At 39.0% G+C, this 25,980-nt stretch carries 23 protein-coding genes and 1 pseudogene; 15 read left to right on the top strand and 9 right to left on the bottom strand.

Annotated features, from left to right (window positions below; translation table 11 throughout):
• Positions 1-8: 8 nt before the first annotated feature.
• Positions 9-1,289, top strand: coding sequence for an anaerobic glycerol-3-phosphate dehydrogenase subunit GlpC (gene glpC, locus AC6H0A_RS08215; RefSeq protein ID WP_005638401.1), 1,281 nt, complete (start codon positions 9-11; stop codon positions 1,287-1,289).
• A 367-nt stretch (positions 1,290-1,656) separates the two neighbouring features.
• Here glpC and asnA read toward each other — a convergent pair whose 3' ends face one another.
• On the bottom strand, positions 1,657-2,649 hold the full coding sequence (asnA, locus tag AC6H0A_RS08220) for an aspartate--ammonia ligase (RefSeq protein ID WP_005640262.1): 993 nt from the start codon (positions 2,647-2,649) through the stop codon (positions 1,657-1,659).
• Between the two features lie 152 nt (positions 2,650-2,801).
• Between asnA and asnC the strand changes: the two genes are divergently transcribed.
• Entirely contained in the window at positions 2,802-3,254 is a 453-nt protein-coding gene (asnC, locus tag AC6H0A_RS08225) for a transcriptional regulator AsnC (protein ID WP_005640264.1), read from the top strand.
• A 25-nt stretch (positions 3,255-3,279) separates the two neighbouring features.
• Here asnC and hslR read toward each other — a convergent pair whose 3' ends face one another.
• The gene (hslR, locus tag AC6H0A_RS08230) at positions 3,280-3,675 is read right to left on the bottom strand and encodes a ribosome-associated heat shock protein Hsp15 (RefSeq protein WP_005626656.1); all 396 of its coding nucleotides are present in this window, start codon (positions 3,673-3,675) and stop codon (positions 3,280-3,282) included.
• A gap of 70 nt (positions 3,676-3,745) precedes the next feature.
• Between hslR and nudE the strand changes: the two are divergent.
• The 9 genes and pseudogenes from nudE (at position 3,746) to gnd (ending at position 12,527) form a co-directional block, all read left to right on the top strand.
• Positions 3,746-4,302, top strand: a pseudogene (gene nudE, locus AC6H0A_RS08235) (ADP compounds hydrolase NudE).
• A gap of 243 nt (positions 4,303-4,545) precedes the next feature.
• Complete coding sequence (locus AC6H0A_RS08240) at positions 4,546-6,525, top strand: OPT family oligopeptide transporter (RefSeq protein ID WP_005640268.1); 1,980 nt, start codon at positions 4,546-4,548, stop codon at positions 6,523-6,525.
• A 53-nt stretch (positions 6,526-6,578) separates the two neighbouring features.
• Entirely contained in the window at positions 6,579-6,995 is a 417-nt protein-coding gene (locus AC6H0A_RS08245; protein WP_005640271.1) for an HI_0559 family membrane protein, read from the top strand.
• 4 nt (positions 6,996-6,999) lie between these two features.
• Positions 7,000-7,809, top strand: coding sequence for a 3'(2'),5'-bisphosphate nucleotidase CysQ (gene cysQ / locus AC6H0A_RS08250; RefSeq protein WP_005640272.1), 810 nt, complete (start codon positions 7,000-7,002; stop codon positions 7,807-7,809).
• Between the two features lie 74 nt (positions 7,810-7,883).
• A complete protein-coding gene (zwf, locus tag AC6H0A_RS08255) occupies positions 7,884-9,368 on the top strand; it encodes a glucose-6-phosphate dehydrogenase (RefSeq protein ID WP_005640275.1) in 1,485 nt (494 codons plus the stop codon).
• Between the two features lie 88 nt (positions 9,369-9,456).
• A complete protein-coding gene (gene pgl / locus AC6H0A_RS08260) occupies positions 9,457-10,155 on the top strand; it encodes a 6-phosphogluconolactonase (RefSeq protein WP_005640277.1) in 699 nt (232 codons plus the stop codon).
• 32 nt (positions 10,156-10,187) lie between these two features.
• Positions 10,188-10,580, top strand: coding sequence for a GNAT family N-acetyltransferase (locus AC6H0A_RS08265; RefSeq protein WP_005640279.1), 393 nt, complete (start codon positions 10,188-10,190; stop codon positions 10,578-10,580).
• A gap of 60 nt (positions 10,581-10,640) precedes the next feature.
• Complete coding sequence (locus tag AC6H0A_RS08270) at positions 10,641-10,973, top strand: avidin-fold protein (protein ID WP_005640281.1); 333 nt, start codon at positions 10,641-10,643, stop codon at positions 10,971-10,973.
• Between the two features lie 99 nt (positions 10,974-11,072).
• Positions 11,073-12,527: a decarboxylating NADP(+)-dependent phosphogluconate dehydrogenase gene (gnd, locus tag AC6H0A_RS08275; protein WP_005640283.1), complete on the top strand. Its 1,455-nt coding sequence runs from the start codon at positions 11,073-11,075 to the stop codon at positions 12,525-12,527.
• A gap of 132 nt (positions 12,528-12,659) precedes the next feature.
• Here gnd and AC6H0A_RS08280 read toward each other — a convergent pair whose 3' ends face one another.
• Both AC6H0A_RS08280 and ansB read right to left on the bottom strand, forming a co-directional pair.
• Entirely contained in the window at positions 12,660-13,982 is a 1,323-nt protein-coding gene (locus AC6H0A_RS08280; protein WP_005640285.1) for an anaerobic C4-dicarboxylate transporter, read from the bottom strand.
• Between the two features lie 157 nt (positions 13,983-14,139).
• Positions 14,140-15,189, bottom strand: a complete 1,050-nt coding sequence (gene ansB / locus AC6H0A_RS08285) for an L-asparaginase 2 (protein ID WP_497512621.1) — start codon at positions 15,187-15,189, stop codon at positions 14,140-14,142.
• A 220-nt stretch (positions 15,190-15,409) separates the two neighbouring features.
• On the opposite strand from ansB, the gene AC6H0A_RS08290 reads away from it, so the two are divergent.
• Together AC6H0A_RS08290 and secB are read left to right on the top strand one after the other, a co-directional pair.
• Positions 15,410-15,856: a rhodanese-like domain-containing protein gene (locus AC6H0A_RS08290; protein WP_005640289.1), complete on the top strand. Its 447-nt coding sequence runs from the start codon at positions 15,410-15,412 to the stop codon at positions 15,854-15,856.
• Between the two features lie 13 nt (positions 15,857-15,869).
• Positions 15,870-16,379: a protein-export chaperone SecB gene (secB, locus tag AC6H0A_RS08295; protein WP_005629412.1), complete on the top strand. Its 510-nt coding sequence runs from the start codon at positions 15,870-15,872 to the stop codon at positions 16,377-16,379.
• A 68-nt stretch (positions 16,380-16,447) separates the two neighbouring features.
• Here secB and aphA read toward each other — a convergent pair whose 3' ends face one another.
• A complete protein-coding gene (aphA, locus tag AC6H0A_RS08300; RefSeq protein ID WP_005640293.1) occupies positions 16,448-17,155 on the bottom strand; it encodes an acid phosphatase AphA in 708 nt (235 codons plus the stop codon).
• 217 nt (positions 17,156-17,372) lie between these two features.
• Here aphA and hslV point away from each other — a divergent pair, with 217 nt between their 5' ends.
• Both hslV and hslU read left to right on the top strand, forming a co-directional pair.
• Positions 17,373-17,900: an ATP-dependent protease subunit HslV gene (gene hslV, locus AC6H0A_RS08305; RefSeq protein ID WP_005629407.1), complete on the top strand. Its 528-nt coding sequence runs from the start codon at positions 17,373-17,375 to the stop codon at positions 17,898-17,900.
• 10 nt (positions 17,901-17,910) lie between these two features.
• Positions 17,911-19,245: an ATP-dependent protease ATPase subunit HslU gene (gene hslU, locus AC6H0A_RS08310; protein WP_005640295.1), complete on the top strand. Its 1,335-nt coding sequence runs from the start codon at positions 17,911-17,913 to the stop codon at positions 19,243-19,245.
• Between the two features lie 228 nt (positions 19,246-19,473).
• Here hslU and AC6H0A_RS08315 read toward each other — a convergent pair whose 3' ends face one another.
• The 4 genes from AC6H0A_RS08315 to AC6H0A_RS08330 all read right to left on the bottom strand — a co-directional run bounded on the left by AC6H0A_RS08315 (position 19,474) and on the right by AC6H0A_RS08330 (position 25,874).
• Positions 19,474-20,148: a phosphoglycolate phosphatase gene (locus AC6H0A_RS08315; RefSeq protein WP_005640297.1), complete on the bottom strand. Its 675-nt coding sequence runs from the start codon at positions 20,146-20,148 to the stop codon at positions 19,474-19,476.
• Between the two features lie 45 nt (positions 20,149-20,193).
• On the bottom strand, positions 20,194-20,868 hold the full coding sequence (gene rpe / locus AC6H0A_RS08320; protein WP_005630536.1) for a ribulose-phosphate 3-epimerase: 675 nt from the start codon (positions 20,866-20,868) through the stop codon (positions 20,194-20,196).
• 147 nt (positions 20,869-21,015) lie between these two features.
• Positions 21,016-23,436 (bottom strand): DNA topoisomerase (ATP-hydrolyzing) subunit B, encoded by a 2,421-nt coding sequence (gene gyrB / locus AC6H0A_RS08325; RefSeq protein WP_070047005.1) that lies wholly within the window; start codon positions 23,434-23,436, stop codon positions 21,016-21,018.
• Positions 23,437-23,561: 125 nt separating this feature from the next.
• Positions 23,562-25,874, bottom strand: coding sequence for a Tex family protein (locus AC6H0A_RS08330; protein ID WP_005640304.1), 2,313 nt, complete (start codon positions 25,872-25,874; stop codon positions 23,562-23,564).
• Positions 25,875-25,980 lie beyond the last annotated feature (106 nt).

Consider the following 25,980-nt stretch of genomic DNA (forward strand, 5'->3'; position numbering starts at 1 on the left):
GGAATAATATGGATAATAATATTCAACGACTCATTGATAGTGCAAAACAATCCCTTAATTCACCTGAAAGTCATAAATATATCGACGAAAGTTTTGAAAGCTGTATTAAATGTACGGCTTGTACCGCTGTTTGTCCGGTTTCACGTAACAACCCACTTTATCCTGGTCCAAAACAATCTGGTCCAGATGGTGAGCGTTTACGCTTGAAATCAGCTGAGCTTTACGATGAAGCACTTAAATATTGTACCAACTGTAAACGTTGTGAAGTGGCTTGTCCGTCTGATGTGAAAATCGGTGATTTAATTGTGCGTGCGCGTAATAACCACTTAGCGCAGTCTAAAAAACCGTTAATGAATAAATTGCGTGATGCGATTTTAAGTAACACGGATGTAATGGGGAAAATCAATACGCCATTAGCGCCCATTGTAAACACCATTACGAGCCTAAAAGCCACCAAATTTATGTTGGAAAAAACGCTTAAAATCAGTAAAGAACGTACTTTACCTAAATATGCGTTTGGCACGTTCCGTAGCTGGTATATGAAAAATGCGTTACAAGACCAACAAAAATTTGAGCGTAAAGTCGCGTATTATCATGGTTGCTACGTTAACTATAATAATCCGCAGCTTGGTAAAGAATTCCTTAAAGTGTTCAATACGATGAACATTGGGGTGATGTTACTGGAAAAAGAAAAATGCTGCGGTTTACCATTAATGGTGAACGGTTTCCCTGAACGTGCACGTAATATCGCACAGTTCAATACCGATTACATTGGAAAAATGGTAGACGAAAATGGACTAGACGTGATCAGTGAAGCATCAAGCTGTTCACTTAATCTGCGTGACGAATACCATCATATTTTAGGTATCGACAATGCTAAAGTGCGTCCGCATATTCATATGGTGACGCCATTCCTATACCAACTGTTCAAAGAAGGTAAAACATTACCGTTGAAACCACTCAAACTTCGAGTGGCTTATCACACCGCTTGTCACGTAGATAAAGCAGGCTGGGCACCTTATACTTTGGAAGTGTTGAAAAAAATTCCTGGTTTAGAAATCATTATGTTACCTAGCCAATGCTGTGGTATTGCAGGGACTTACGGTTTTAAATCAGAAAACTATGAGGTTTCACAATCTATTGGTAAAAATCTATTCGATAATATTAACGAAGGTGGGTTTGATTACGTCATATCGGAATGCCAAACCTGTAAATGGCAAATTGATATGTCATCTAACGTGACCTGTATTCACCCATTAACCTTACTTTGTATGTCGATGGATGCTTAACAATAAGAAAAATGCACTTTGTAATGAAAGTGCATTTTTTGTTTTTATAGGTAGAAAAAAGAGCGGTAAATTTTATTTGTATCCCAAAAGCTAGGCTAAGCAAACCAACCATTGAGGTGAAGATTTTATTACGGGTAAACATTACACAATCAAATTTAAAATAGGGTCTCCAACCAATTCTGAATAGGAAAATGAGTATCAGAGATACTGCTAGTTTTTATAATAAATAAGCTCAATGGATCAAACCAAGGCTGGCGTATCAAATGGCGACTTATCGATGAATTTAACTGAAATTAAAAGGACTGAATTCGACACAATATCGTCACCAGTCCTTAATTAAAGAGTCTAGGTTTTGGGGCAAATCAATTTACAGAATATTTGAAAATTCCTCTAACATTTCTTTTGACCATACGCTTGATTGGACTTCACCGATATGTTTTTTACGAAGTAAAAGCATCGCTAAGCGAGATTGACCGATACCACCGCCGATAGTTAATGGCAATTTCCCGTTTAATAAATCTTGGTGCCAATCCATTTTTAAACGGTCTTCATCGCCTGTTAAGCCAACTTGTAAACGTAATGCACTTTCATCTACTCGGATACCCATTGAGGAAAGTTCAAAGGCTTTGCCTAATTGGTCGTTCCATACCAAAATGTCGCCATTTAAGCCTTTATAGCCATTTTCAGATTCGGTTGTCCAGTCATCATAATCTGGTGCACGACCATCGTGAGGTTTACCATCTGAAAGTTTGCCGCCAATCCCGATCAAAAATACTGCGCCGTATTCTTTACAAATTGCGTTTTCACGTTCTTTACTGCTTAAATCTGGATAGCGTTTTACTAAATCTTCGCTGTGCACAAAGGTAATGTGTTTTGGAAGAATTGAAGGTATATCAAAACGTGCTTCTACGGCTAATTCCGTTAAACGAATAGCACGATAAATAGAATTTACCGTTTCTTTTAAGTATGCAAAATTACGACGACCTTCAGGAATCACTTTTTCCCAGTCCCACTGATCCACATAAACAGAGTGAGTTGGGTCAAGAGAATCTTCATCTGGGCGTAATGCTTTCATATGAACAAACAAGCCTTCGCCTTCTTTAAAGTGGAAGCGAGCCAATGTATGGCGTTTCCATTTCGCAAGGGAATGAACAACTTCAAATATGGCATTTGGAATACATTTCACATTAACCTGCACTGCTTTTTCAATGCCAGATAAGTTATCTTGCATTCCGTTACCCACTTGGCTCAAGATAGGACCTTGCACTTCAATAATGCCAAGTTGTTCAATAAGATTTTGGGTAAAAGTGTTCTTCACAAAGCTGATTTCTTGTTGTTGTAAAATAAATGTCTTTTTCATTTTGATAACCTTTTTTAAAGAAAAATAATATTTTTGAGTATTATTCAGTAAATGATGATTTTATTTCAAGTATTTTGTTTACTTTTTTTTTTAGTTGAATATTATCTAATTTTTTGGGAAAAAATTAAATAAAATCTAAAGGAGAAGGTTTTATGCACAACATCGATAGTTTAGATCAGCAAATCTTACGTGTACTCACCAAAGATGCGAGAACTCCCTATGCCGAAATGGCTAAAAACTTTGGTGTCAGCCCGGGAACGATTCATGTGAGAGTTGAAAAAATGCGCCAATCGGGCATTATCGAAGGCACGAAGGTGATCATTGATGAGCGCAAATTAGGTTATGACGTATGCTGTTTTATCGGCATTATTCTAAAAAGCGCAAAAGATTATGACAAAGTGATCAAAAAGTTAGAAAGTTTCGATGAGGTGGTGGAAGCCTATTATACAACGGGCAATTACTCGATTTTCTTAAAGGTGATGACTCACACAATCGCAGAATTACATTCTGTTTTGGCGACCAAGATTCAGTTAATAGATGAAATTCAGTCCACTGAAACCTTGATTTCAATGCAAAATCCAATTTTGCGAGATATTAAACCTTAAAAACATAGAAATTGCGGTGAAATTTTTATTCAAATTTATCCTGATGCTTAAATTTCAATAAATCTCTCCGCTCTTTTTTGTTTGGGCGACGATCAGGATGGGGCATTGAAAGTGAATTGTTTTTTCTTGCCCACGCGATTTCTTCTCTTTTTTTCACGCTGTTTTCGGTTTCTTGATAGAGTAATTGTGCTTCTGGCGCACCTCGGCGTTGATCGCTTAAGGCGATAATTTTTATTTCTTTTTCTTCGTTTCCTTGGCGAAGTTTTAACATTGCGCCCACTTCCACAATTTTACTTACCTTCGCGCGTTGGTTGTTGTAATGCACTTTACCACTTTCAATCATGGCTTTGGCAATACTACGTGTTTTGTAAAATCGTGCAGCCCACAACCATTTATCTAATCTGACTTCTTTTTCTTCCATTTGTGAATTTCTCTTTTGCTATTTTGTGGTACAGTTTGTCCCAATCCTATCATAAAATAAAGGAAAACTTATGTTATCCGATTCATCCAAAAAATCACCTAAAATTCTTACCGCACAAGTCGTTGCTAAGTCTCGTTTATTTGAAATTAAGTCTGTTGATTTAGCGTTTTCTAATGGGGAATTACGTACTTATGAGCGTTTCAAACCAGGTAATCAACAGGTTGTTATGATGGTTCCCATTGATGGAGATGATCTGTTATTGATTCGCGAATATTCAGTTGGCACAGAACGTTATGAATTAGGATTTCCTAAAGGCGGCGTAGATAAAGATGAAGAACCGAAAGATGCAGCAAATCGTGAATTAAAGGAAGAGTTGAGGCTGAGGGCTAATAAAATTGATTTCTTTTGCGTACGGTGACCAATCCAAGTTATATGCGTAGCGTTATGCATATTTTTGTTGCTCAGGATTTTTATCCTTGCCAGTTAGAAGGTGATGAGCCAGAACCGTTAGAAATTGTCCGCTTTCCGTTGTCAAAAATCGATGAATTACTTGCAGAGCCCAATTTCAATGAAGCTAGAAATTTGACCGCACTTTATTCTTTGAAAGATTATTTAAGCCAAAAATAATAGGCTTAATTTAATTATCGTTCTCTCATTTTCCCCTTTTGAAGGGGAAAATCATGGCTAGCCAGATGAACATCACTCTGAGTTAGCCTTCTTCGCTTATCTATAAATAAAATATCATTCAAATATTCCCCTTTTTATTAAATATTTTCTAATAAGCTCAAATTTCCCTTTAAAAAACTTGAAAAAATACTCGATTTTTGACAATGTTTAGGTGTTTTCTTTTTTTACTCAAGGAACATTTTTATGCATAACGAAAACTTAAAAGAATTGACCGTGCGAGGGATCATCCTCGGCGCATTGATTACGGTGATTTTCACTGCATCCAATGTGTATCTCGGTTTAAAAGTGGGGATGACATTTGCTTCATCTATTCCAGCGGCCGTCATTTCTATGGCGGTACTCAAATTTTTCAAAGATTCCAGTATTCTTGAAAATAACATGGTGCAAACACAAGCATCTTCAGCGGGAACACTTTCTTCTGTGATTTTCGTCTTACCAGGCTTATTAATGATGGGTTACTGGCAAGACTTCCCGTTCTGGCAAACTATGTTGATTTGTGCTGCGGGTGGTACATTGGGCGTGTTATTCACCATTCCATTACGCCGTGCGATGGTGGTAAACAGTGATTTACCTTACCCTGAAGGTGTAGCGGCTGCAGAAATCTTAAAAGCGGGTAATCATGCAGATGGCGTGAAAGATATTGCTTACGGTGGTGTTTTAGCGGGATTAGTTGCATTTTTAACTAATGGTTTACGCATTATGGCTGATGGCGCAAGCGCTTGGATTCAAACTGGTAAAGCAGCTTTCCAATTACCAATGGGCTTCTCACTTGCCTTACTTGGTGCGGGTTATTTAATTGGTATCGTAGGTGGTATTGCGATGTTGATCGGTGTTATTTTGACTTGGGGTGTGGCTGTGCCATATTTCACTATGTCTGGTGATATCGCAGCAGATGCAAGCTTAATTGATGCCGCAATGGTGGTTTGGAAAACGAAAGTACGCTTTATTGGTGTAGGTACAATTGGTATCGCAGCGATTTGGACATTACTTATTTTAATGAAACCAATGATTGAAGGGATGGTACATTCTTTCCGTATGTTGAAAGGTGGACAGGCTGAATCTGAGCATCGCGTTGATATCGACCTTTCTCCAAAAACGATGATTTATATCTTAATCGCGACAGTTGTGTTAATTGTTATTTCATTACATCACTTTATCGCATCTGCACCGATTTCACCTGAGCTTTCCATTTTATTAGTTGTAGTTTGTACTTTCTTAGCGGTATTTATCGGCTTCTTCGTAGCTGCAGCTTCTGGTTATATGGCGGGTTTAGTGGGTTCATCTTCAAGCCCAATTTCTGGTATCGGGATTATTTCTGTTATCGTGATTTCATTGGTGTTGGTGTCAATCGGTAATGCATCTGGCTTATTTGAAACCGTAGATGGTCAGAAATTTTTGACCGCACTTACACTCTTTACTGCGTCAATTGTATTAACCACAGCAACGATTTCTAATGATAACTTGCAAGATTTAAAAACCGGTTTATTAGTAGATGCGACACCTTGGCGTCAACAAGTAGCATTAATTATCGGCTGCTTTGTCGGTGCGCTTGTTATCGCACCAGTATTAGAAATCTTATATCACGCGTATGGTTTCAGCGGTGCGTTGCCACGTCCAGATATGGATCCTTCACAGGCTCTATCTGCACCACAAGCAACATTAATGACCACCATTTCTCAAGGTATTTTCACAAATAAATTGGAATGGACTTACATCTTAACTGGTGTAGGTTTAGGTGCTGTGTTAATTACGATTGATGCATTCTTGAAAAAAGTCAGCAATAAAGTCTTTGGCTTGCCAGTTATTGCTGTGGGGATTGGTATTTACTTACCACCATCAATTAATATGCCTGTTATTGTTGGTGCATTCTTAGCGTGGATCATGACTCGTCATATTGCAAAACTTGGTAATAAAGAAGTGTCAGCTAAAGCAGAACGTTTCGGTACGCTTTTCTCTGCAGGTTTAATCGTAGGTGAAAGTTTAATGGGTGTCATTTTAGCATTCATTATTGCGGCTTCTGTTACCACTGGTGGTTCTGAAGCGCCATTATCCTTAAATCTTGAAAATTGGGATACTATTGGCGAGTGGTTAGGTTTAATCGTATTTATCGTGGGCATTGTGATTTTTGCATCTCGCGTATTGCGTGCGAAAAAATCTGATTAATCTTTAAATTTATTTTAGAATAGGCTACCTTTTAGATAGCCTATTTTTTTATTATGAAATCTTATTTAAAAACACTTATTTTTTTCCCTCTGATTTTACAGGTAATCGTCACCGCACTTTTGATTTGGTTCGATGATGATTCAAGTGGCGTTATCGTTCCTTTTTCTAGCTATGCTCTCACAGCATTTCTTCTTGCCACCATTCCTGCATTTTTAACCGCACTTTTAGCCGCAAAATTCCGTTACACACGTTATAACATTGCTTCGATTGTATTAGTTTCATCGATCATTTCATTTGTTTACTGCAATATGGCATCTTATTTTTATTTGCTATTGCTCGGCGAACAAGACATTTCCTTTTGGAGCTGGTTGACCGAAGGGGGATTATCCCTCGGGCTAATAAGCACATGCGGAATGGTGTTTTATGCTCTATTTGTGATGCCGTGGTTGCTGCCAAAAACAAGAGAATAATTTTATGCTGACGCTAAACGAACATTTACTTAATCAAGTATTGCTGATGGCTTATCAAGCGGGTAAGCATTTGCAACAGTTTTATCAAAAACAAGTTCATGTTGAATTGAAAGAAGACAACACACCTGTGACGGAAGCGGATCTTTTTGTGAGTCAATTTTTAACCGAAAAATTGACCGCACTTTTCCCTAATGTCCCTGTTCTTTCGGAAGAAAATTGTCATATTTCCTTTGAAGAACGTAAAAATTGGAAAGAATATTGGTTGATTGATCCTCTTGATGGCACACAACAATTTATTAATCGCACCGATCAATTTTCTGTTTTGATAACCTTAGTTCGTAAAAATAAACCAGTATTAAGCATTATTCATGCACCAATTTTATCGACAACTTATTATGCAATGGATAATTTCGGAGCGTTTAAAAAACAACTGGATCAGGTAAAAAAACTCACTAAAAACACGACAAATTTTGACCGCCCTTTACGAATTGCGGTAGGTGCAACCACTTCACAAGAAAAAGTGCGGTCAATTTTGCCGAAGGATTTTCCTTATGAATTTGTTGTGGTTGGTTCAAGTAGCTTAAAAAGCGGTTTAGTGGCTGAAGGTGCAGTAGATTGTTATGTTCGTCTAGGACAAACAGGCGAATGGGATACCGCTGGTGCTGAAGTGCTGCTGGGTGAAACTCACGGTGCCATTTTTGACTCTCATTTTGAGCCTTTAACCTATAACCAACGTGAAACCTTGATTAATCCGCATTTTGTCATGGTGGGCGATCAATCGCTCGATTGGCGTTCTATCTTTCAATTTAATTGATTGGTTCGATTGGTTTTTTTCTCTAGAATACGGCATTATTTTCGACATTACTCGGAATCTTATAAGGAATAATTATGCAAACTGATAATAACTGTATCGTCATTTTTGGCGCGTCTGGTGACTTAACTCACCGTAAACTCATTCCAGCCCTTTATAATCTCTACAAAATCGGGCGTTTGAGTGAAAACTTTTCCGTTCTAGGTGTTGCACGTTCTGACTTGAACGATGAAACTTTCCGCGAAAAAATGCGTGAGGCGTTAATCCATAATGAAGAAACAACACCAGAAACCTTAGATGCTTTCTGCTCCCATCTTTATTACCAAGCTGTGAATACTTCGGATGCTCAAGATTATGGCAAACTTGTTCCACGCTTAGATGATCTTCATGATAAATATAAAACTTGTGGTAACACGCTTTACTATATGTCTACTCCGCCAAGTCTTTATGGAGTGATTCCTGAGTGTTTGGCTGCACATGGTTTAAATACGGAAGAATATGGCTGGAAGCGTATTATTGTTGAAAAACCTTTTGGTTACGATGAAAAAACAGCGCAAGCGTTAGACGTACAAATCCATCGTTTCTTTGAAGAACACCAAATTTATCGTATCGACCATTATTTAGGTAAAGAAACCGTTCAAAACTTGCTCGTATTACGTTTTTCAAATGGTTGGTTTGAACCGCTTTGGAACCGTAATTTCATTGATTATGTAGAAATTACTGGTGCAGAATCTATAGGCGTGGAAGAGCGCGGTGGCTATTATGATGGTTCTGGCGCAATGCGCGATATGTTCCAAAACCATTTATTGCAAGTATTAGCGATGGTGGCAATGGAGCCGCCAGCGATTATTAATGCGAATTCAATGCGTGATGAAGTGGCAAAAGTGATGCATAGTTTGCGTCCATTAACTGCCGAAGATATGGAGAATAACCTTGTTTTGGGTCAATACACTGCGGCTGAAATTAACGGCAAAATGGAAAACGGCTATCTAGAAGAAAAAGGTGTACCAGCAGATTCTCGCACTGAAACCTACATCGCATTGCGTTGTGAAATTGAAAACTGGCGTTGGGCTGGTGTGCCATTCTATGTCCGTACGGGTAAACGCTTACTGGCTCGTGTGACTGAAATTGTGATCCATTTTAAAACTACGCCACATCCTGTATTCAGTCAAAATGCACCAGAGAATAAATTGATTATTCGTATTCAACCTGATGAAGCGATTTCAATGCGTTTTGGTTTGAAAAAACCAGGTGCAGGTTTTGAAGCGAAAGAAGTATCAATGGATTTCCGTTATGCAGATTTAGCAGGCGCACAAGTATTAACCGCTTATGAACGCTTATTGTTAGATGCGATGAAAGGCGATGCCACCTTGTTTGCTCGTACTGATGCTGTGCATGCCGCATGGAAATTTGTGCAACCGATTTTAGATTACAAAGCTAATGGTGGTCGTATTCATGAGTATGAAGCAGGCACTTGGGGTCCTGTGGCTGCCGATAAATTAATTGCAAAACAAGGCAAGGTTTGGCGTAAACCGACAGGTTTAATGAAGAAAAAAGTTTAATTCATCTAATGTAGGGTGGGCTTTAGCCCACCTATCTTAATATCGAACATAATAAATTGTGGGCTAAACCCCACTCTACGGAAAATCAATGAACTATATCAGCTTCCCAACGGCTCAACACGCAGTCGATAAAATTGCACAAGAATTTGTGATTTATAGCCAATTAACTCACCCTGTGCATATTTCCCTTTCTGGTGGTTCAACGCCTAAGTTGCTATTTAAAACTTTAGCCAAATCACCTTATGCAGAACAAATTAACTGGAAAAATCTGCATTTTTGGTGGGGAGATGATCGTATGGTTCCGCCATCTGATCCTGAAAGCAACTATGGCGAAGTGCAAAAACTTTTATTCGATCATATTCAAATTCCAGCAGAAAATATTCACCGAATTTGTGGCGAAAATGAACCGCACTTTGAACTAAAACGCTTCGAAGAAGAATTAAGTGCGGTCATTCCAAACGGTGTTTTTGATTGGATTATTTTAGGTATGGGAACTGACGGTCATACCGTTTCTCTCTTCCCACATCAAACCAATTTTGATGATGAAAACCTTGCGGTCATTGCAAAACATCCTGAAAGTGGTCAAATTCGCATTTCTAAAACAGCTAAACTCATTGAACAAGCCAAACGCATTACCTACTTAGTAACGGGCGAAAGCAAAGCGGATATTTTAAAAGAAATCCAAACGACTCCAGCAGAAAACCTACCTTACCCTGCTGCAAAAATTAAAGCAAAAAATGGCGTGACGGAATGGTATTTAGATAAAGCGGCGGCTAAATTGCTATAACAGGTTGGCATCAAATATTACAGGCTTGCAAAATGATAGACTACAAAGTGAATGAACCGATTTCAGTTAAACAATTTATTGAATTGCTAAATAAAACAACGCTCGGAGCACGCCGTCCGTTAGAGGATGAAAAACGAATCGCAGCGATGTTGCATCATGCGGATTTATTAATCACAGCTTGGGATGGTGAACAATTAGTGGGCATAGCACGTTCCGTGACGGATTTTGCCTATTGCTGTTATTTATCTGATTTAGCGGTTGATGAACAATATCAAAAACAAGGTATCGGTTTACAGTTAATTGAACATACTAAACAAGCCTTACATCCACAAGCCAAAATCGTGCTGTTATCGGCGCCACAAGCCGTGGATTATTATCCGCATATTGGATTTACTCAACATATGAGCGCATGGACGAAGAGTTAATTTATTAGCATTGTACGGATTAAAATAAGATATAGATGAATCAGATTCGGAGCGATTTTAATGTTGAATTTAGATAATAAAAAATTCGTTGCTGTTGAAAATACATCAAATGGTGAGGTGAGTAGCCAAACAGAATTTCATTACCATCAACAAGGTAAAATGATTTGGGCCGAATATGGTGGCGGTGAAATTTTAAAAGGCTTTTTAATTGGGAAATGGATTGACAATACTCAAATTGAATTTACATATCAACATTTAAATCAATCTCTAGAAAATCGTTTGGGGCGTTGCTGTACAACATTTTCTTTAGAAAATAGTAAACTCATCGGTCATGAAAAATGGCAGTGGCTAGACACGTTAGAGCAAGGCAGCTCTTTAATTAGAGAAATTTAAAAGAAGTTTTGCTATAGAATATCTGAGACAACCTTCTTATACTTTACAATAAATAACTAAATGATAGGTGCATCCGTACCTCACAAACAGGAGAAAACAATGTCAGTAAAAGGCGACATCGGTGTTATCGGCTTGGCCGTAATGGGGCAAAACCTCATTTTAAATATGAATGATCACGGCTTTAAAGTGGTGGCATATAATCGTACCACATCTAAAGTGGATGAATTTTTACAAGGTTCGGCAAAAGGCACCAATATTATTGGCGCATATTCTTTAGAAGATTTAGCTGCTAAATTAGAAAAACCACGTAAAGTGATGTTAATGGTGCGTGCAGGTGAGGTAGTTGATCAGTTTATTGAGGCATTATTACCGCACTTAGAAAAAGGTGACATCATTATCGATGGCGGTAACTCAAACTACCCAGATACAAATCGTCGTGTAAAAGCATTGGCAGAGAAAGGTATTCGCTTTATTGGCTCGGGGGTTTCAGGTGGTGAAGAAGGCGCGCGTCATGGACCATCTATCATGCCTGGTGGTAACCACGAAGCATGGCCATATGTTAAACCAATCTTCCAAGCAATCTCTGCTAAAACAGAACAAGGCGAACCTTGCTGTGACTGGGTTGGTGGTGAAGGCGCAGGCCACTTCGTGAAAATGGTTCACAATGGTATCGAATACGGCGATATGCAATTAATCTGTGAAGCTTACCAATTCTTAAAAGAAGGTTTAGGCTTAAGCTATGACGAAATGCAAGCTATCTTCGCAGAATGGAAAAAAACTGAACTTGATAGCTATCTAATCGATATCACTACCGACATTCTTGGTTATAAAGATGCCGATGGTGAGCCATTAGTTGAAAAAATCTTAGATACCGCTGGTCAAAAAGGGACAGGTAAATGGACGGGTATCAACGCATTAGATTTTGGTATTCCATTAACCTTAATCACTGAATCTGTCTTTGCTCGTTGCGTCTCTTCATTTAAAGATCAACGTGTTGCCGCTAACCAATTATTTGGCAAAACAATTCAACCTGTTGAAGGCGATAAAAAAGTTTGGATTGAAGCGGTACGTAAAGCCTTATTGGCGTCAAAAATCATTTCTTACGCACAAGGCTTTATGCTGATTCGTGAAGCCTCTGAACAATTCGGCTGGAACATCAATTACGGCGCAACAGCGTTATTATGGCGTGAAGGTTGTATTATCCGTAGCCGTTTCTTAGGTAACATTCGTGATGCATACAAAGCGAACCCAGATTTAATCTTCTTAGGTTCAGATAGTTACTTCAAAGGCATTTTAGAAAATGCATTAAGTGACTGGCGTAAAGTGGTGGCAAAATCTATCGAAGTAGGTATCCCAATGCCTTGTATGGCGTCTGCAATCACTTTCTTAGATGGTTATACTTCAGCACATTTACCAGCAAACTTATTGCAAGCACAACGTGACTACTTCGGGGCGCACACTTACGAGCGTACTGATAAACCACGTGGCGAATTCTTCCATACTAACTGGACTGGTCGGGGTGGGAATATAGCCTCTACCACTTATGATGTGTAGTTAAAAATATTGATAAAAATTACCGCACTTTGAGATATTAAAGTGCGGTAATTTTTTATCTCTTTTTTGTTTATATTTGGGAAATAAAAAACGGTGCTATTTCAGCACCGTTCTTTGTTATCGAATCACATTTTAAAGAATAACGTGAGAAAGACCTAAACCGATTAATAAGCAGAAAAGCATGCTCAATAAACCAGGAATCATAAAGCTGTGGTTTAAAATGTATTTACCGATTTTGGTTGTACCTGTGGTATCGAAGTCAAGAGACGCAATGATTGGGCCATAGTTAGGGATAAAGAAGTAACCATTTACTGCCACAAATACACCGATTAATACTGGTGCTGGGATACCTAATGCGATACCAAGTGGGAACAATGTGGCTACTGTTGCACCTTGGCTGTTTACTAATACTGAAAGTACAAATAGCGCGAAAGCAAATGCCCATGGTGCAGTTTCAACTAAGCCTTTCACCATTTCTTTTACTTCAGTCATGTGCGCTTGCATCAATGTATCGCCTAACCATGCAATACCGAAGATTGCGATTACTGCACGCATGCCAGCGTGGAATACAGAACCTTTAGTGATTTCAGTGCCATCAGGTTTACAAGTTAAGATGATTAATGCACCAATCGCTAGCATAATGATTTCGATAGTGTGCGCCATACCCATTGGTTTGCCATCGAATACTGGACGTAAAGATGGAACTGCCCCCATGATTACAACAAGTAATGCACCAAATAAGAATAAAAAAACAGAAATTTTAGCGGTTTTTCTCACTTCTACTTCTTTAACTGAAGTGGTAGAAGCAAAAGTATCTGCATATTTTGGATCATTTAAGCGACGTTGATATTCCGGATCATCTTTTAATTCTTTACCCATTTTGTTTACAAATAAACAAGCAATAAAAATACCTAAGATGGTTGAAGGAATAGTTACCATTAATACGTCGCCAAGATGGATGCCTTGAGGTTCAAGGTAAGCAACGACCGCTACAACAGCTGCCGCAATAGGGCTTGCTACGATAGCAAATTGTGATGCGATTACCGCCATTGACATTGGACGTTCTGGACGGATACCATTTTGACGGCTCACTTCAGCGATAACTGGTAATACAGAATATGCTACATGGCCAGTGCCCGCTAAGAAAGTGAATAACCAAGTTACTGCTGGAGCGATAAAAGTAATGTGTTTAGGATTTCGACGCAAGATTTTGGTTGCGATTTTGATCATATAGTCTAAACCGCCAGCTGCTTGCATTGCCGCTGCCGCTGCTACTACAGCCATAATCATAAACATAACATCAATAGGTAAACCTGCTGGTTTTAGACCAAAGCCAAAAGAAAGAATAGCAAGACCTAAACCACCAAATACACCTAAACCGATACCACCTACTCGTGCACCCACAAAGATACACAATAATACGATGGCAAATTGTAGTAAGAACATTGCAGACATACTGCCCCCTAAGTTAATGAAAAAACATCTTTGTTTTATTTGTTAAAACAGTGCTTAATATAGCAACAAATAGGTATCGATTCCATAACATGGATCAATCAATTGTGGTCAAAAGTGCGGTTATTTATAACCGCACTTTTGTTTATTACAATTGATCTTAGAAGTCTTCGAAATATTGTTGAATTACTTTTGGATCTTTAGTTTGAGTTAAAGCTAATTGCAAGAGCACGCGGGCTTTCTGTGGATTTAAAGTACCTGATGCTACAAAGCCATATTTACTATCATCAACTTCAGCATCACGAGTTGTATAGCCAGTTGGTACACGAGAAGAACGAACTACAACGACGCCATCTTTCGCAGCTTTTTCTAAGCGATCTAAGTGTGCAGCATTAACATTTCCATTGCCAACGCCAGCAGATACAATCCCTTGATAGCCAGCGTTGAGTAATGCATTTAGTGGTTCAACTGGTGCATTTGAATAGGCATAAATAATTCCCACTTTTGGTAGGCTATCTAATTTTTCTACGTTAAACGGAGTGTTGATGGTATGTTTGCTTTCTGGGGAACGTTCATAGTCCACTTTGCTGTTATGAATATAGCCTAGAGAACCATAATTTGGTGAATGGAAAGTTTGCACTGCGGTCGTACTGGTTTTTGTGACATCGCGAGCACCTAGTACTTCATTATTCATTGCGACTAAAACACCACGACCACTCGATTTTTTGTCTGCTGCGACAACAACTGCATTGTAAAGATTTAATGGACCATCAGCACTTTTTTCTGTTACAGGACGCATAGCCCCTACGAGAACAATCGGTTTTTCACATTTTGCGGTTAAATCTAAGAAATAAGCCGTCTCTTCCATGGTATCTGTACCATGGGTAATGACAAATCCATCAGTACTTTTACATTGAGCATTGATGGCTTTTGCAAGTTTTAGCCAGACTTCGTCATTCATGTCTTGTGAACCTATTTTTACAATTTGCTCACCTTTAATGTTGGCAATATTTTTCATTTCTGGTACAGCTTCAATTAAAGTATCAATACTTAATTGTCCAGCTTTATACGCAGAATTTACCGAACTTTGCCCGCTTCCTGCAATGGTACCACCCGTTGCCAAGATAGTAATATTTGGCAAGTCTGCTGCATTTGCTATTGAAATACCTAGACCAAATAAAGTACATAAGGCTAATTTAGTTAATTTCATAGATTTCTCCTAATGAATAAAAATTCCTTTCTAATGATCTAACTAAATTGAGCCATTCTGAATAATGAAAAAGTAAATTTATGATCCCGATCACATAATTTTTTGTTGATTGTATAACCTTTATGCAAGTACGGAATTTAAGCATAATTTTTTTGAAAGATAATCCAAGTGCGGTTATACTTGAGCCCTATTTTGACGTACTTAATCAGTAGAGAAAACAATGCAAGAATTTATCCCAATGGCAACAGAGTTTGCTCAAAAACATACTCTTTTAGTGGTTTCTTGGTTTGCGATTTTAGTGATGGTAATTTATACCTTCTATAAGGGCGCAACGAGTAAATTTAAAGTCATCACTCACAATGAGGTGATTCGTTTAATAAATGCGGATGAAGCTATTGTGGTGGATTTACGTAGTATTGAAGAATTTCAACGTGGTCATATCATTGATAGCATTAATTTACTTCCAAGCGAAATTAAAAATCAAAACATCGGTAAAATTGAACAACACAAAGAGAAAGCAATTGTGTTGGTGGATATTAACGGTGTTTCCGCACCAGCTTCAGCTACACTTTTAGCGAAACAAGGTTTTAACCGTGTGTTTGTGTTAAAAGAAGGCATTTCTGCATGGGCAGCGGCAAATTTACCTTTAGTTAAAAAACATAAATAATAAGGAATAGAAAATGTCAGAACAAAAACAAGATGTTGCAGCAACAGAAGAACAACAACCCGTTCTTCAAATTCAACGTATTTATGTGAAAGATGTATCTTTTGAAGCACCGAATCTTCCACATATTTTCCAACAAGAATGGAAACCAAAACTTGGTTTTGATTTAAGCACAGAAACAACCCAAGTTGGTGATGACTTATATGAAGTAGTATTAAACATTTCTGTTGAAACTACACTTGAAGATAGTGGTGATGTCGCATTTATTTGTGAAGTAAAACAAGCGGGCGTATTCACTATTAGCGGTTTAGAAGATGTTCAAATGGCGCATTGTTTAACTTCTCAATGCCCGAATATGCTTTTCCCTTATGCGCGTGAATTAGTGTCTAACTTAGTAAATCGCGGCACGTTCCCTGCGTTGAATTTATCTCCAGTAAACTTTGATGCATTGTTTGTTGAATATATGAATCGTCAACAAGCAGAAAATGCAGAAGAAAAATCTGAAGAAGGTCAAACTAAACACTAATTAAGTAGTAAAACAAAAGGCAAGCTAGGAATCCTAACTTGCCTTTTTTGTTGTTAAAGTGCGGTCAATTAATAGCTTGAATTGATTAACACTTCTTCACCGTAGCCACCTAAAGTCGGCATTGGTTGATAAGTTGAGTTTGCTGCACGCATTAAACGAATACCACGAATACCCGCTTCTTTAGCTGCTAATACATCATCATCGCTGTCGCCATAGTGAATGGTAACTTTATGTGCAATAATGCCTGGGGTTTTGTTGTATTTAGTTGTGCGTTCACGTCCGCCCATAAATTCAACAGGGTGCATATTTTTAATATCAAACGCTTTTTGTAATACAGGTGTTACGCCATCCACGTTCCCTGTAGTACGACCTGTAATAAAATAAATTTGGTCTCCACGTTCTTGGTGCATTTTGATCAAATCAACGCCGATTTGTTTTGGAATTGAGTATTTGTCGCAACCTGCGTTAACTTCATTCCAGAAATCTTGGTTTTTCAAGTAGTCTTGTTTACCTGGAGAATATTTTTGTTGACCATAATGGAAACAAGGGCTGCTGAAAAGTACGGTGTCATCAATATCAAAGCTGACATTAATTGGGCCTTTGCCTTCTAATTCTTTTTTGATTTGATCTACTGAGATCCAGTGAATTGGTTGTTCTTGCAACATTTCACGTGCATTTGTACCTGATTGAGTATAAGGCTCAGTTTTTCCTGCCATAGCTGGAATTGCTGCTGCGGTTAATAAAGCTACGACAGATAGCTTAATCATATTTTTCATAAAAACTCCTAGTTAGATGGTCATTGAATGCTATGCATCATATACATTCTATGTTTTATATCAATTTAAAGCAAACGTTTGCTATCTTGAAGTATGATCTGGCTCACATTTTTTGATTATTTTTGGCGAATAAATAGGCAAAAGAGTATTTTTCCTTGAATTTTGTTAATTTACCGCCATATAACGAACAACTTTTCACTTTATAAAGGACAGAACAATGACAACGATTGTAAGCGTACGTCGCAATGGGCAAGTCGTCGTAGGCGGTGATGGACAAGTTTCTTTGGGTAATACCGTCATGAAAGGCAATGCACGAAAAGTGCGCCGTTTATATAATGGCAAAGTGATTGCTGGTTTTGCGGGCGGTACTGCAGATGCATTTACACTTTTCGAATTATTTGAACGTAAACTTGAAATGCACCAAGGGCACTTGCTAAAAAGTGCGGTGGAATTAGCAAAAGATTGGCGTACAGATCGTGCACTCCGTAAGTTAGAAGCTATGCTAATTGTGGCAGATGAAAAAGAAAGTTTAATCATCACGGGTATTGGCGACGTGGTTCAACCAGAAGAAGATCAAATTTTAGCAATCGGATCTGGTGGTAACTATGCGTTGTCTGCAGCACGTGCATTGGTGGAAAATACCGAACTTTCTGCTCGTGAAATTGTTGAAAAATCTTTGAAAATTGCTGGTGATATTTGCGTGTTCACAAATACCAATTTCACTATTGAAGAATTACCGAATTAAGGAAAAAGCTATGTCTGAAATGACTCCTCGCGAAATAGTTTCTGAATTAGATCAACATATTATTGGTCAAGCTGATGCAAAACGTGCTGTGGCGATTGCGTTGCGTAACCGTTGGCGTCGTATGCAGCTTCAAGAACCTTTGCGTCATGAAGTGACCCCAAAAAATATTTTAATGATTGGCCCGACTGGTGTGGGTAAAACTGAAATTGCGCGCCGTTTGGCAAAATTAGCTAACGCGCCATTTATCAAAGTAGAAGCAACGAAATTTACCGAAGTGGGTTATGTGGGGAAAGAGGTGGATTCCATTATTCGTGATTTAACGGATAGTGCGATGAAGCTTGTTCGTCAGCAGGAAATTGCGAAGAACAGAGCGCGAGCTGAAGATGCGGCTGAAGAGCGTATCTTGGATGCTTTACTTCCTCCAGCAAAAAATCAATGGGGAGAAGTTGAAAGCCATGATAGTCACAGCAGTACTCGCCAAGCGTTCCGTAAAAAATTACGTGAAGGTCAATTAGATGATAAAGAAATCGAAATTGATGTGTCAGCGGGCGTGTCTATGGGTGTTGAAATTATGGCTCCTCCAGGCATGGAAGAAATGACAAACCAGTTACAATCATTGTTCCAAAATTTGGGTTCAGATAAAACGAAAAAACGCAAAATGAAAATTAAAGATGCGTTGAAAGCGTTGATTGATGATGAAGCAGCGAAATTAATTAACTCTGAAGAACTTAAACAAAAAGCGATTGATGCGGTAGAACAAAATGGTATTGTCTTTATCGATGAAATTGACAAAATTTGTAAGAAAGGTGAATACAGTGGTGCTGATGTATCACGTGAAGGTGTGCAACGTGATTTACTTCCGTTAGTGGAAGGCTCGACCGTTAGTACCAAACATGGAATGGTAAAAACCGATCACATCTTATTTATTGCGTCTGGTGCATTCCAAGTTGCTCGCCCTTCAGATTTAATTCCTGAGTTACAGGGGCGTTTGCCGATTCGCGTTGAACTTACCGCATTAAGTGCGGCTGATTTTGAGCGTATTTTAACGGAGCCAAATGCCTCTTTAACCGAGCAATATAAAGCTTTGATGGCAACAGAAGGGGTGAATATTGAATTTACAACCGATGCAGTGAAGAAAATTGCTGAGGCTGCATTCCGTGTGAATGAAAAAACGGAAAATATCGGTGCGCGTCGTTTGCATACGGTAATGGAACGTTTAATGGATAAAATTTCTTTCAGCGCAAGCGATATGAATGGTCAAACGGTCAATATTGATGCGGCTTATGTAGCGGATGCACTTGGCGAAGTGGTTGAAAATGAAGACTTGAGTCGTTTTATTCTTTAATGATAAAGATCTTACATATAAAAGTGTGGTGAATTTTGGATCTATATCCCAAAATTGAACAGTTAATCAAATACTGAGTTCCGTATTGTACGGGACTCAGCTTTTTTATAAGTCTATTAATGGGACAAAATAGAGTTTATTTTGCCCAACTCGAAATTCTGTCACATCGGTGCGAACTGTTTTTGGGGAAGCTCAAGGTTAACCGCACTTTATTGTTAGATAAGAAACTTAAAGAATCGTTAATAGCTGGGCAAAATCATCAAACACCCAATCTGGATTGGATTCACTGATAGGGATATTGTAATTGTAACCGTAAGTTAAACCAACAACTGCACAGCCCGCAGCGTGACCTGCGATAATATCATTTTTAGAATCGCCTACGAAAAGCACTTGGCGTGGTTCAAAACCAAATTTTCCGCATAAATAATAAAGCGGACCTGGATGTGGTTTAATAGCAGGTAAAGACTGACCGCCTAACATTTCACTAAATAAATGATCAATTCCAAATGCGGCCAATACTGGCTGAACATGTCTTGTGGGTTTATTGGTAACAACTGCTAAGACATAACCTTTTTCTTTCAAGGTTTCTAAAGTTTCTTTTACATTTGGATACAGGCGACTGACATTACATAAATTCTCGCCATAATAAAAATTAAAACGCTCTGTTACCTGTTTAATCTCTTCTTCAGTTAAAACTCTTCCTGTTTGTTTTTGCGCCCAATCTAACGCACGGGAAATTAATACAGGTGCACCATTACCGATCCAAGTTAACACTAATTCTTCTGGCGCTTGCGGTAAATCAAACTCAGCTAAGGCTGAATTTACGGATAGCGCTAAATCAGGCAGGCTATTTACCAAAGTGCCATCTAAATCAAAGCCAATAAGTTTAAATTGTGTATTCATTGTTTTTCTCTGTTCTATTGCAATCGCATTTCATTAAAACGACGGTTATGCGCTCACACTCGCTAACTGTGTACGCATTTGGTCAATAACTTGTTTATAATCTGGCTTACCAAAAATTGCAGAACCTGCCACGAACATATCTGCCCCCGCCGCCGCGATTTCCGCAATATTATCAACCTTCACACCGCCATCTACTTCAAGACGAATATCATAACCACTTTCATCAATGATCTTACGAGCCTGTTGTAATTTCTTCAATGTTGCTGGAATAAAAGATTGTCCGCCAAATCCAGGATTCACTGACATTAATAAAACCACATCCACTTTATCCAAAACGTAATCTAAGTAACTCAACGGCGTCGCAGGATTAAAAACTAATCCAGATTTACAACCACAATCACGAATAAGCTGCAAAGAGCGGTCAATATGTTCGCTAGATTCTGGGTGGAAAGTGATGTAGTTCGCACCTGCTTTAGCAAAATCGGGAATAATGCGATCGACTGGTTTTACCATCAAATGCACATCTATCGGTGCAGTAATGCCATAATCACGTAAAGCTTGACATACCGCAGGCCCAAAAGTGAGATTAGGTACATAATGATTATCCATAACATCAAAATGAATAACATCCGCGCCTGCATTAAGTACGTTTTGTACATCATCACCAAGACGAGCGAGATCGGCAGAAAGAATTGATGGGGCGATAAGATAAGGTTTCATAAAGGTTCTCCATTGAGAAAATGAGTGCATTTAGTTTACTCACTTAAGTTCAAAAAACCAATAGTAATCCTGATATGAAATAATAAGATAAACAAAGAAAGGGCAGTTGAGTGCCCTTTCAGTTATTAATATAAAATAGACGGAAATTTACACGTCCAGATTTGCTCTTAACGCATTCAACTCAATGAACTCACGGCGTGGCTCAACTTCATCACCCATTAAGGTCGTGAAGAGTTGATCCGCAGCAACGGCATCCTTAATGGAAACCTTCAACATACGACGTGAATTTGGATCCATTGTGGTTTCCCAAAGTTGGTCTGCGTTCATTTCACCAAGTCCTTTATAACGTTGTACTTCAAGGCCTTTACGAGATTCTTTCACTAGCCATTCAACAGCTTGTTCAAAACTACGTACTGGTTGTACTTTTTCACCACGTGTGACATAAGCGCCTTCTTCTAATAAACCATTGAGTTGTTTATTAAGAGAAACAATTTTCGCGTATTCATTGCCGTGAACAAAATCAAAATTCAAGAAATAATCTGTATCAATACCGTGTTTACGAACTGTAATCACCGCTTCATATACTTGGCGTTCCGCGTTAAATTGTGTACGCACTGAATATTGATGTGCTTCTGTTTCTTTTGCAGTCAGTTGTTCAAAAAAAGATTTACCCCAATTTTCAACCGCACTTTCGTCTTTCATCATTTCAACAGAAATTGGCGACTGATAAATTAATCCTTGCAACACAGGCGTTGGATAATGGCGACTTAATCGACCGATAAGTTTTTGTACGCTGTTATATTCTGCCACCAATCTTTCAAATACAAGGGCATTCATTGCTGGTGCATTTGCGCTAATATGTAATTCTGCGCCATCTAACGCAAGCATTAATTCATATTGCTCCATTTCATCCGCATCTTTAATGTAGCGTTCTTGTTTTCCTTTTTTCACTTTGTAAAGTGGCGGCTGAGCAATGTAAACATAACCACGCTCAATAAGCTCAGGCATTTGACGATAGAAGAATGTTAAAAGCAGCGTACGAATGTGAGAACCATCCACGTCAGCATCGGTCATGATAATGATATGATGATAGCGTAATTTATCAGGGTTATATTCATCACGACCAATACCGCAACCTAAGGCAGTAATCAATGTTCCCACCTCTTGAGAAGACAACATTTTGTCGAAACGTGCTTTTTCTACGTTTAAGATTTTACCTTTCAATGGCAAAATTGCTTGAGTTTTACGATCACGACCAACTTTTGCAGAACCACCTGCAGAGTCCCCCTCCACTAAGTAAAGTTCAGAAAGCGCAGGATCTTTTTCTTGGCAGTCTGCAAGTTTACCTGGCAAACCTGCAATATCTAATGCCCCTTTACGGCGCGTCATTTCACGGGCTTTACGTGCTGCTTCACGCGCACGAGCAGCCATAATAATTTGGTTTACAATGATTTTTGCATCTGCAGGATTTTCCAATAAATATTCCTGCATTTTTTCATTCATCGCAGATTCCACCGCACTTTTCACTTCTGAAGACACGAGTTTATCTTTAGTTTGAGATGAAAATTTTGGATCAGGCACTTTAACTGAAATAATCGCCACCAAACCTTCACGAGCATCATCACCTGAAGTGGCCACTTTTTCTTTTTTCAGCATACCTTCGTTTTCCATGTAGCTATTTAAGCTACGGGTTAAAGCTCCACGAAAACCTGCTAGGTGAGTACCGCCATCACGTTGAGGAATATTATTAGTAAAGCAATACACGTTTTCATTTACACCATCATTCCACTGCAATGCGACTTCTACGCCGATGCCATCTTTCTCAGCTGTAAAATAAAATGGCTTTGGATGAATTGGGTTTTTATTTTTGTTCAAATATTCTACGAATGCTTGAATGCCGCCTTCGTAATGGAAATGATCTTCAGAGCCATCACGTTTATCAATTAAACGAATAGATACGCCAGAATTCAAGAAAGAAAGCTCGCGTAAGCGTTTTGCTAAGATTTTGTAATCAAAGGTTGTGATAGCAAAAATATCTGAGCTTGGCCAGAAACGAACCGTTGTCCCCGTTGCCTCTGTGTCACCAATCACTGTTAATGGCGCTTGTGGCTCACCTAAATGATAAAATTGCTCATGAACGTGACCTTGACGACGAATGGTTAACTGTAATTTATCAGAAAGCGCATTCACCACTGATACACCCACACCGTGTAAACCACCCGATACTTTATAAGAGTTATCGTCAAATTTACCACCTGCGTGAAGCACGGTCATAATCACTTCTGCTGCAGAAACGCCTTCTTCAGGGTGAATATCCACAGGAATACCACGCCCATCATCTTGCACCGATACTGAATTATCGTCATGAATTGTCACGATAATATCGGAACAATGGCCAGCGAGGGCTTCATCAATGGCATTATCCACCACTTCAAATACCATATGGTGCAAACCAGTACCGTCATCGGTATCACCGATATACATACCAGGACGTTTACGCACCGCATCAAGGCCTTTTAATACTTTAATGCTCGATGCACCATAGTTATCATTGGTCGTTTCTGACATAATTTATCTCATTCTTTTGTAAATAAAAACTAGGCGGAATTATAGCAAAAAATCGCCGTTTTGGCGATGCTTTTCGGGAAAGGAAAGATATAAAAAAAGGGCGAATAATCTCGCCCTATAACTTGTTATTTTTTCCAATTTTTTAGCGCATCAGCAAAGGCATTGCCCATCGCATTATTACCTCTTGAATTACGCTCCTCTCGCTGCGTATTTCCACGAGGTCTTGCAGATAAAGTGCGGTCAAATTTGCCGTCATTTTTGACCGCACTTTCATCTAATCGCATCGTCAAGGCAATACGTTTACGCGGCACATCCACTTCCAAGACTTTCACTTTCACGATATCGCCAGTTTTCACCACTTGATGTGGATCTTCCACGAATTTATCGCTTAATGATGAAATGTGTACTAAACCGTCTTGGTGAACCCCAATATCCACAAATGCGCCGAAGTTGGTTACATTAGTGACAGTACCTTCTAAAATCATGCCCGGTTTTAAATCAGTGATTTCTTCCACGCCTTCTGCGAATACAGCAGTTTTAAACTCACCACGCGGATCGCGCCCTGGTTTTTCCAATTCTTTGAAAATATCTTGAACAGTCGGTAAACCAAATTGCTCATCAATAAATTGTTTTGCATCAAGCTGACGTACCACACCCGCATTACCCATTAAATCTTGAATAGATTGCGCAGTGGCTTGTAAGATTTTTTCCACCACAGGGTAAGCTTCTGGGTGAACACCTGAAGCATCAAGTGGATTTTTCCCGTCTGCAATACGCATAAAGCCTGCACATTGTTCAAAAGCTTTTGGTCCTAAACGCGACACTTTTTTCAATTCGCTGCGACTTTCAAAACGGCCATTTTCATCACGATATTCCACAATGTTTTGCGCTAAAGTTTTTGTCATCCCCGCCACGCGAGCTAATAATGGTGCGGATGCTGTATTCAAATCCACACCCACCGCGTTTACACAGTCTTCCACCACCGCATCGAGTTTACGCGCAAGTTGGGTTTGGTTTACATCGTGCTGATATTGCCCTACACCAATGGCTTTCGGTTCTATTTTCACTAATTCTGCCAATGGATCTTGTAAACGACGTGCAATAGAGACCGCACCACGTAAAGATACATCTAAATTCGGGAATTCATTTGCCGCAAATTCAGAGGCGGAATAAACCGATGCGCCCGCTTCGCTCACCACAACGGTTTGCGGTTTATTTTCTTTAATTTCTTTAATCACGTCTTTCGCAAAACGTTCGGTTTCACGAGAAGCTGTACCGTTACCAATGGCAATTAATTCCACGTTATGTTTGCGGATTAAGCTGAAAATCGCCACTTGCGCTTCGGCTTCACGGCCTGTGTGTGGATAAATGGTGGTGGTATCTAATAATTTACCTGTGTTATCCACCACCGCGATTTTAACACCTGTACGCAAGCCTGGGTCCAAGCCCATGGTGCATTTCGCGCCAGCAGGTGCCGCCATTAAAAGTGCGGTCAGATTTCGAGCGAAAACATCAATGGCTTCTTCTTCCGCTTTTTCACGTAAACTTGCCATTAATTCCGTTTCTAAATGCAACGAAACTTTGATTTTCCACGTCCACGCAATCACTTGCTCACGCCATTTATCCGCAGGCTGCCCCGTGAAACGTACATCTAAATAATCACGAATAATTTCTTCGCAATAACTTTGGCGACTTCCCTCTTCCGCATCAGGATCAGCATTTAAGCTTAATTGTAAAATGCCCTCATTACGTCCGCGGAACATCGCCAATGCACGGTGAGAAGGCACATTTTTCAATAATTCTTGATGGTCGAAATAATCTTGGAATTTTGCCCCTTCCGTTTCTTTGCCTTCGATCACTTTCGATACGATAACGGCATTTTTTGCTAAATAATCGCGGACTTTCGCTAATAAACCCGCATCCTCAGCAAAACGTTCCATTAAAATATAGCGAGCACCGTCTAGCGCAGCTTTGCTATCAGCTACGCCTTTTTCAGCATCAACAAAGGAAAGTGCGGTTGATTCTGGGTCATTTTTCGGCTCATTCCAAAGTAAATCAGCCAATGGTTCAAGACCTGCCTCAATCGCAATTTGCCCTTTCGTGCGACGTTTTGGTTTGTATGGCAAATACAAATCTTCTAATTCGGTTTTACTTTGTGTCGCATGGATTTTGTCACACAATTCATCGGTCAATTTCCCTTGCTCTTCAATAGATTTCAAAATGGTTTGACGACGATCTTCTAATTCACGCAAATAAATTAAACGCGTTTCAAAATGACGAAGTTGGGTGTCATCTAAGCCACCTGTGGCTTCTTTACGATAACGGGCGATAAATGGAATGGTGTTGCCATCATCTAATAATTGAATAGCGGCAAGGATTTGTTGAGGCTGAACGGTTAATTCAGCCGCAATAATTTGGCTAATTTGTTGATTTAACATTGTCATACTTCTTTGTTATGAAAGGATTCGAGAAAAAACGAGGATAGAATACTGGTTTTAGGCTGTTGGCTCAAATATAATTCGAAAAACTTTCTTTTATTTTTAT

The organism is Haemophilus sp. THUN1692, assembly GCF_059704395.1.

What these genes read in the sequence shown, in the direction of transcription:
- glpC (WP_005638401.1), top strand. Translation starts at nt 9, where the DNA reads ATGGATAATAATATTCAACGACTCATTGATAGTGCAAAACAATCCCTT.
- asnA (WP_005640262.1), bottom strand. Translation starts at nt 2,649, where the DNA reads ATGAAAAAGACATTTATTTTACAACAACAAGAAATCAGCTTTGTGAAG.
- asnC (WP_005640264.1), top strand. Translation starts at nt 2,802, where the DNA reads ATGCACAACATCGATAGTTTAGATCAGCAAATCTTACGTGTACTCACC.
- hslR (WP_005626656.1), bottom strand. Translation starts at nt 3,675, where the DNA reads ATGGAAGAAAAAGAAGTCAGATTAGATAAATGGTTGTGGGCTGCACGA.
- AC6H0A_RS08240 (WP_005640268.1), top strand. Translation starts at nt 4,546, where the DNA reads ATGCATAACGAAAACTTAAAAGAATTGACCGTGCGAGGGATCATCCTC.
- AC6H0A_RS08245 (WP_005640271.1), top strand. Translation starts at nt 6,579, where the DNA reads ATGAAATCTTATTTAAAAACACTTATTTTTTTCCCTCTGATTTTACAG.
- cysQ (WP_005640272.1), top strand. Translation starts at nt 7,000, where the DNA reads ATGCTGACGCTAAACGAACATTTACTTAATCAAGTATTGCTGATGGCT.
- zwf (WP_005640275.1), top strand. Translation starts at nt 7,884, where the DNA reads ATGCAAACTGATAATAACTGTATCGTCATTTTTGGCGCGTCTGGTGAC.
- pgl (WP_005640277.1), top strand. Translation starts at nt 9,457, where the DNA reads ATGAACTATATCAGCTTCCCAACGGCTCAACACGCAGTCGATAAAATT.
- AC6H0A_RS08265 (WP_005640279.1), top strand. Translation starts at nt 10,188, where the DNA reads ATGATAGACTACAAAGTGAATGAACCGATTTCAGTTAAACAATTTATT.
- AC6H0A_RS08270 (WP_005640281.1), top strand. Translation starts at nt 10,641, where the DNA reads ATGTTGAATTTAGATAATAAAAAATTCGTTGCTGTTGAAAATACATCA.
- gnd (WP_005640283.1), top strand. Translation starts at nt 11,073, where the DNA reads ATGTCAGTAAAAGGCGACATCGGTGTTATCGGCTTGGCCGTAATGGGG.
- AC6H0A_RS08280 (WP_005640285.1), bottom strand. Translation starts at nt 13,982, where the DNA reads ATGTCTGCAATGTTCTTACTACAATTTGCCATCGTATTATTGTGTATC.
- ansB (WP_497512621.1), bottom strand. Translation starts at nt 15,189, where the DNA reads ATGAAATTAACTAAATTAGCCTTATGTACTTTATTTGGTCTAGGTATT.
- AC6H0A_RS08290 (WP_005640289.1), top strand. Translation starts at nt 15,410, where the DNA reads ATGCAAGAATTTATCCCAATGGCAACAGAGTTTGCTCAAAAACATACT.
- secB (WP_005629412.1), top strand. Translation starts at nt 15,870, where the DNA reads ATGTCAGAACAAAAACAAGATGTTGCAGCAACAGAAGAACAACAACCC.
- aphA (WP_005640293.1), bottom strand. Translation starts at nt 17,155, where the DNA reads ATGAAAAATATGATTAAGCTATCTGTCGTAGCTTTATTAACCGCAGCA.
- hslV (WP_005629407.1), top strand. Translation starts at nt 17,373, where the DNA reads ATGACAACGATTGTAAGCGTACGTCGCAATGGGCAAGTCGTCGTAGGC.
- hslU (WP_005640295.1), top strand. Translation starts at nt 17,911, where the DNA reads ATGTCTGAAATGACTCCTCGCGAAATAGTTTCTGAATTAGATCAACAT.
- AC6H0A_RS08315 (WP_005640297.1), bottom strand. Translation starts at nt 20,148, where the DNA reads ATGAATACACAATTTAAACTTATTGGCTTTGATTTAGATGGCACTTTG.
- rpe (WP_005630536.1), bottom strand. Translation starts at nt 20,868, where the DNA reads ATGAAACCTTATCTTATCGCCCCATCAATTCTTTCTGCCGATCTCGCT.
- gyrB (WP_070047005.1), bottom strand. Translation starts at nt 23,436, where the DNA reads ATGTCAGAAACGACCAATGATAACTATGGTGCATCGAGCATTAAAGTA.
- AC6H0A_RS08330 (WP_005640304.1), bottom strand. Translation starts at nt 25,874, where the DNA reads ATGTTAAATCAACAAATTAGCCAAATTATTGCGGCTGAATTAACCGTT.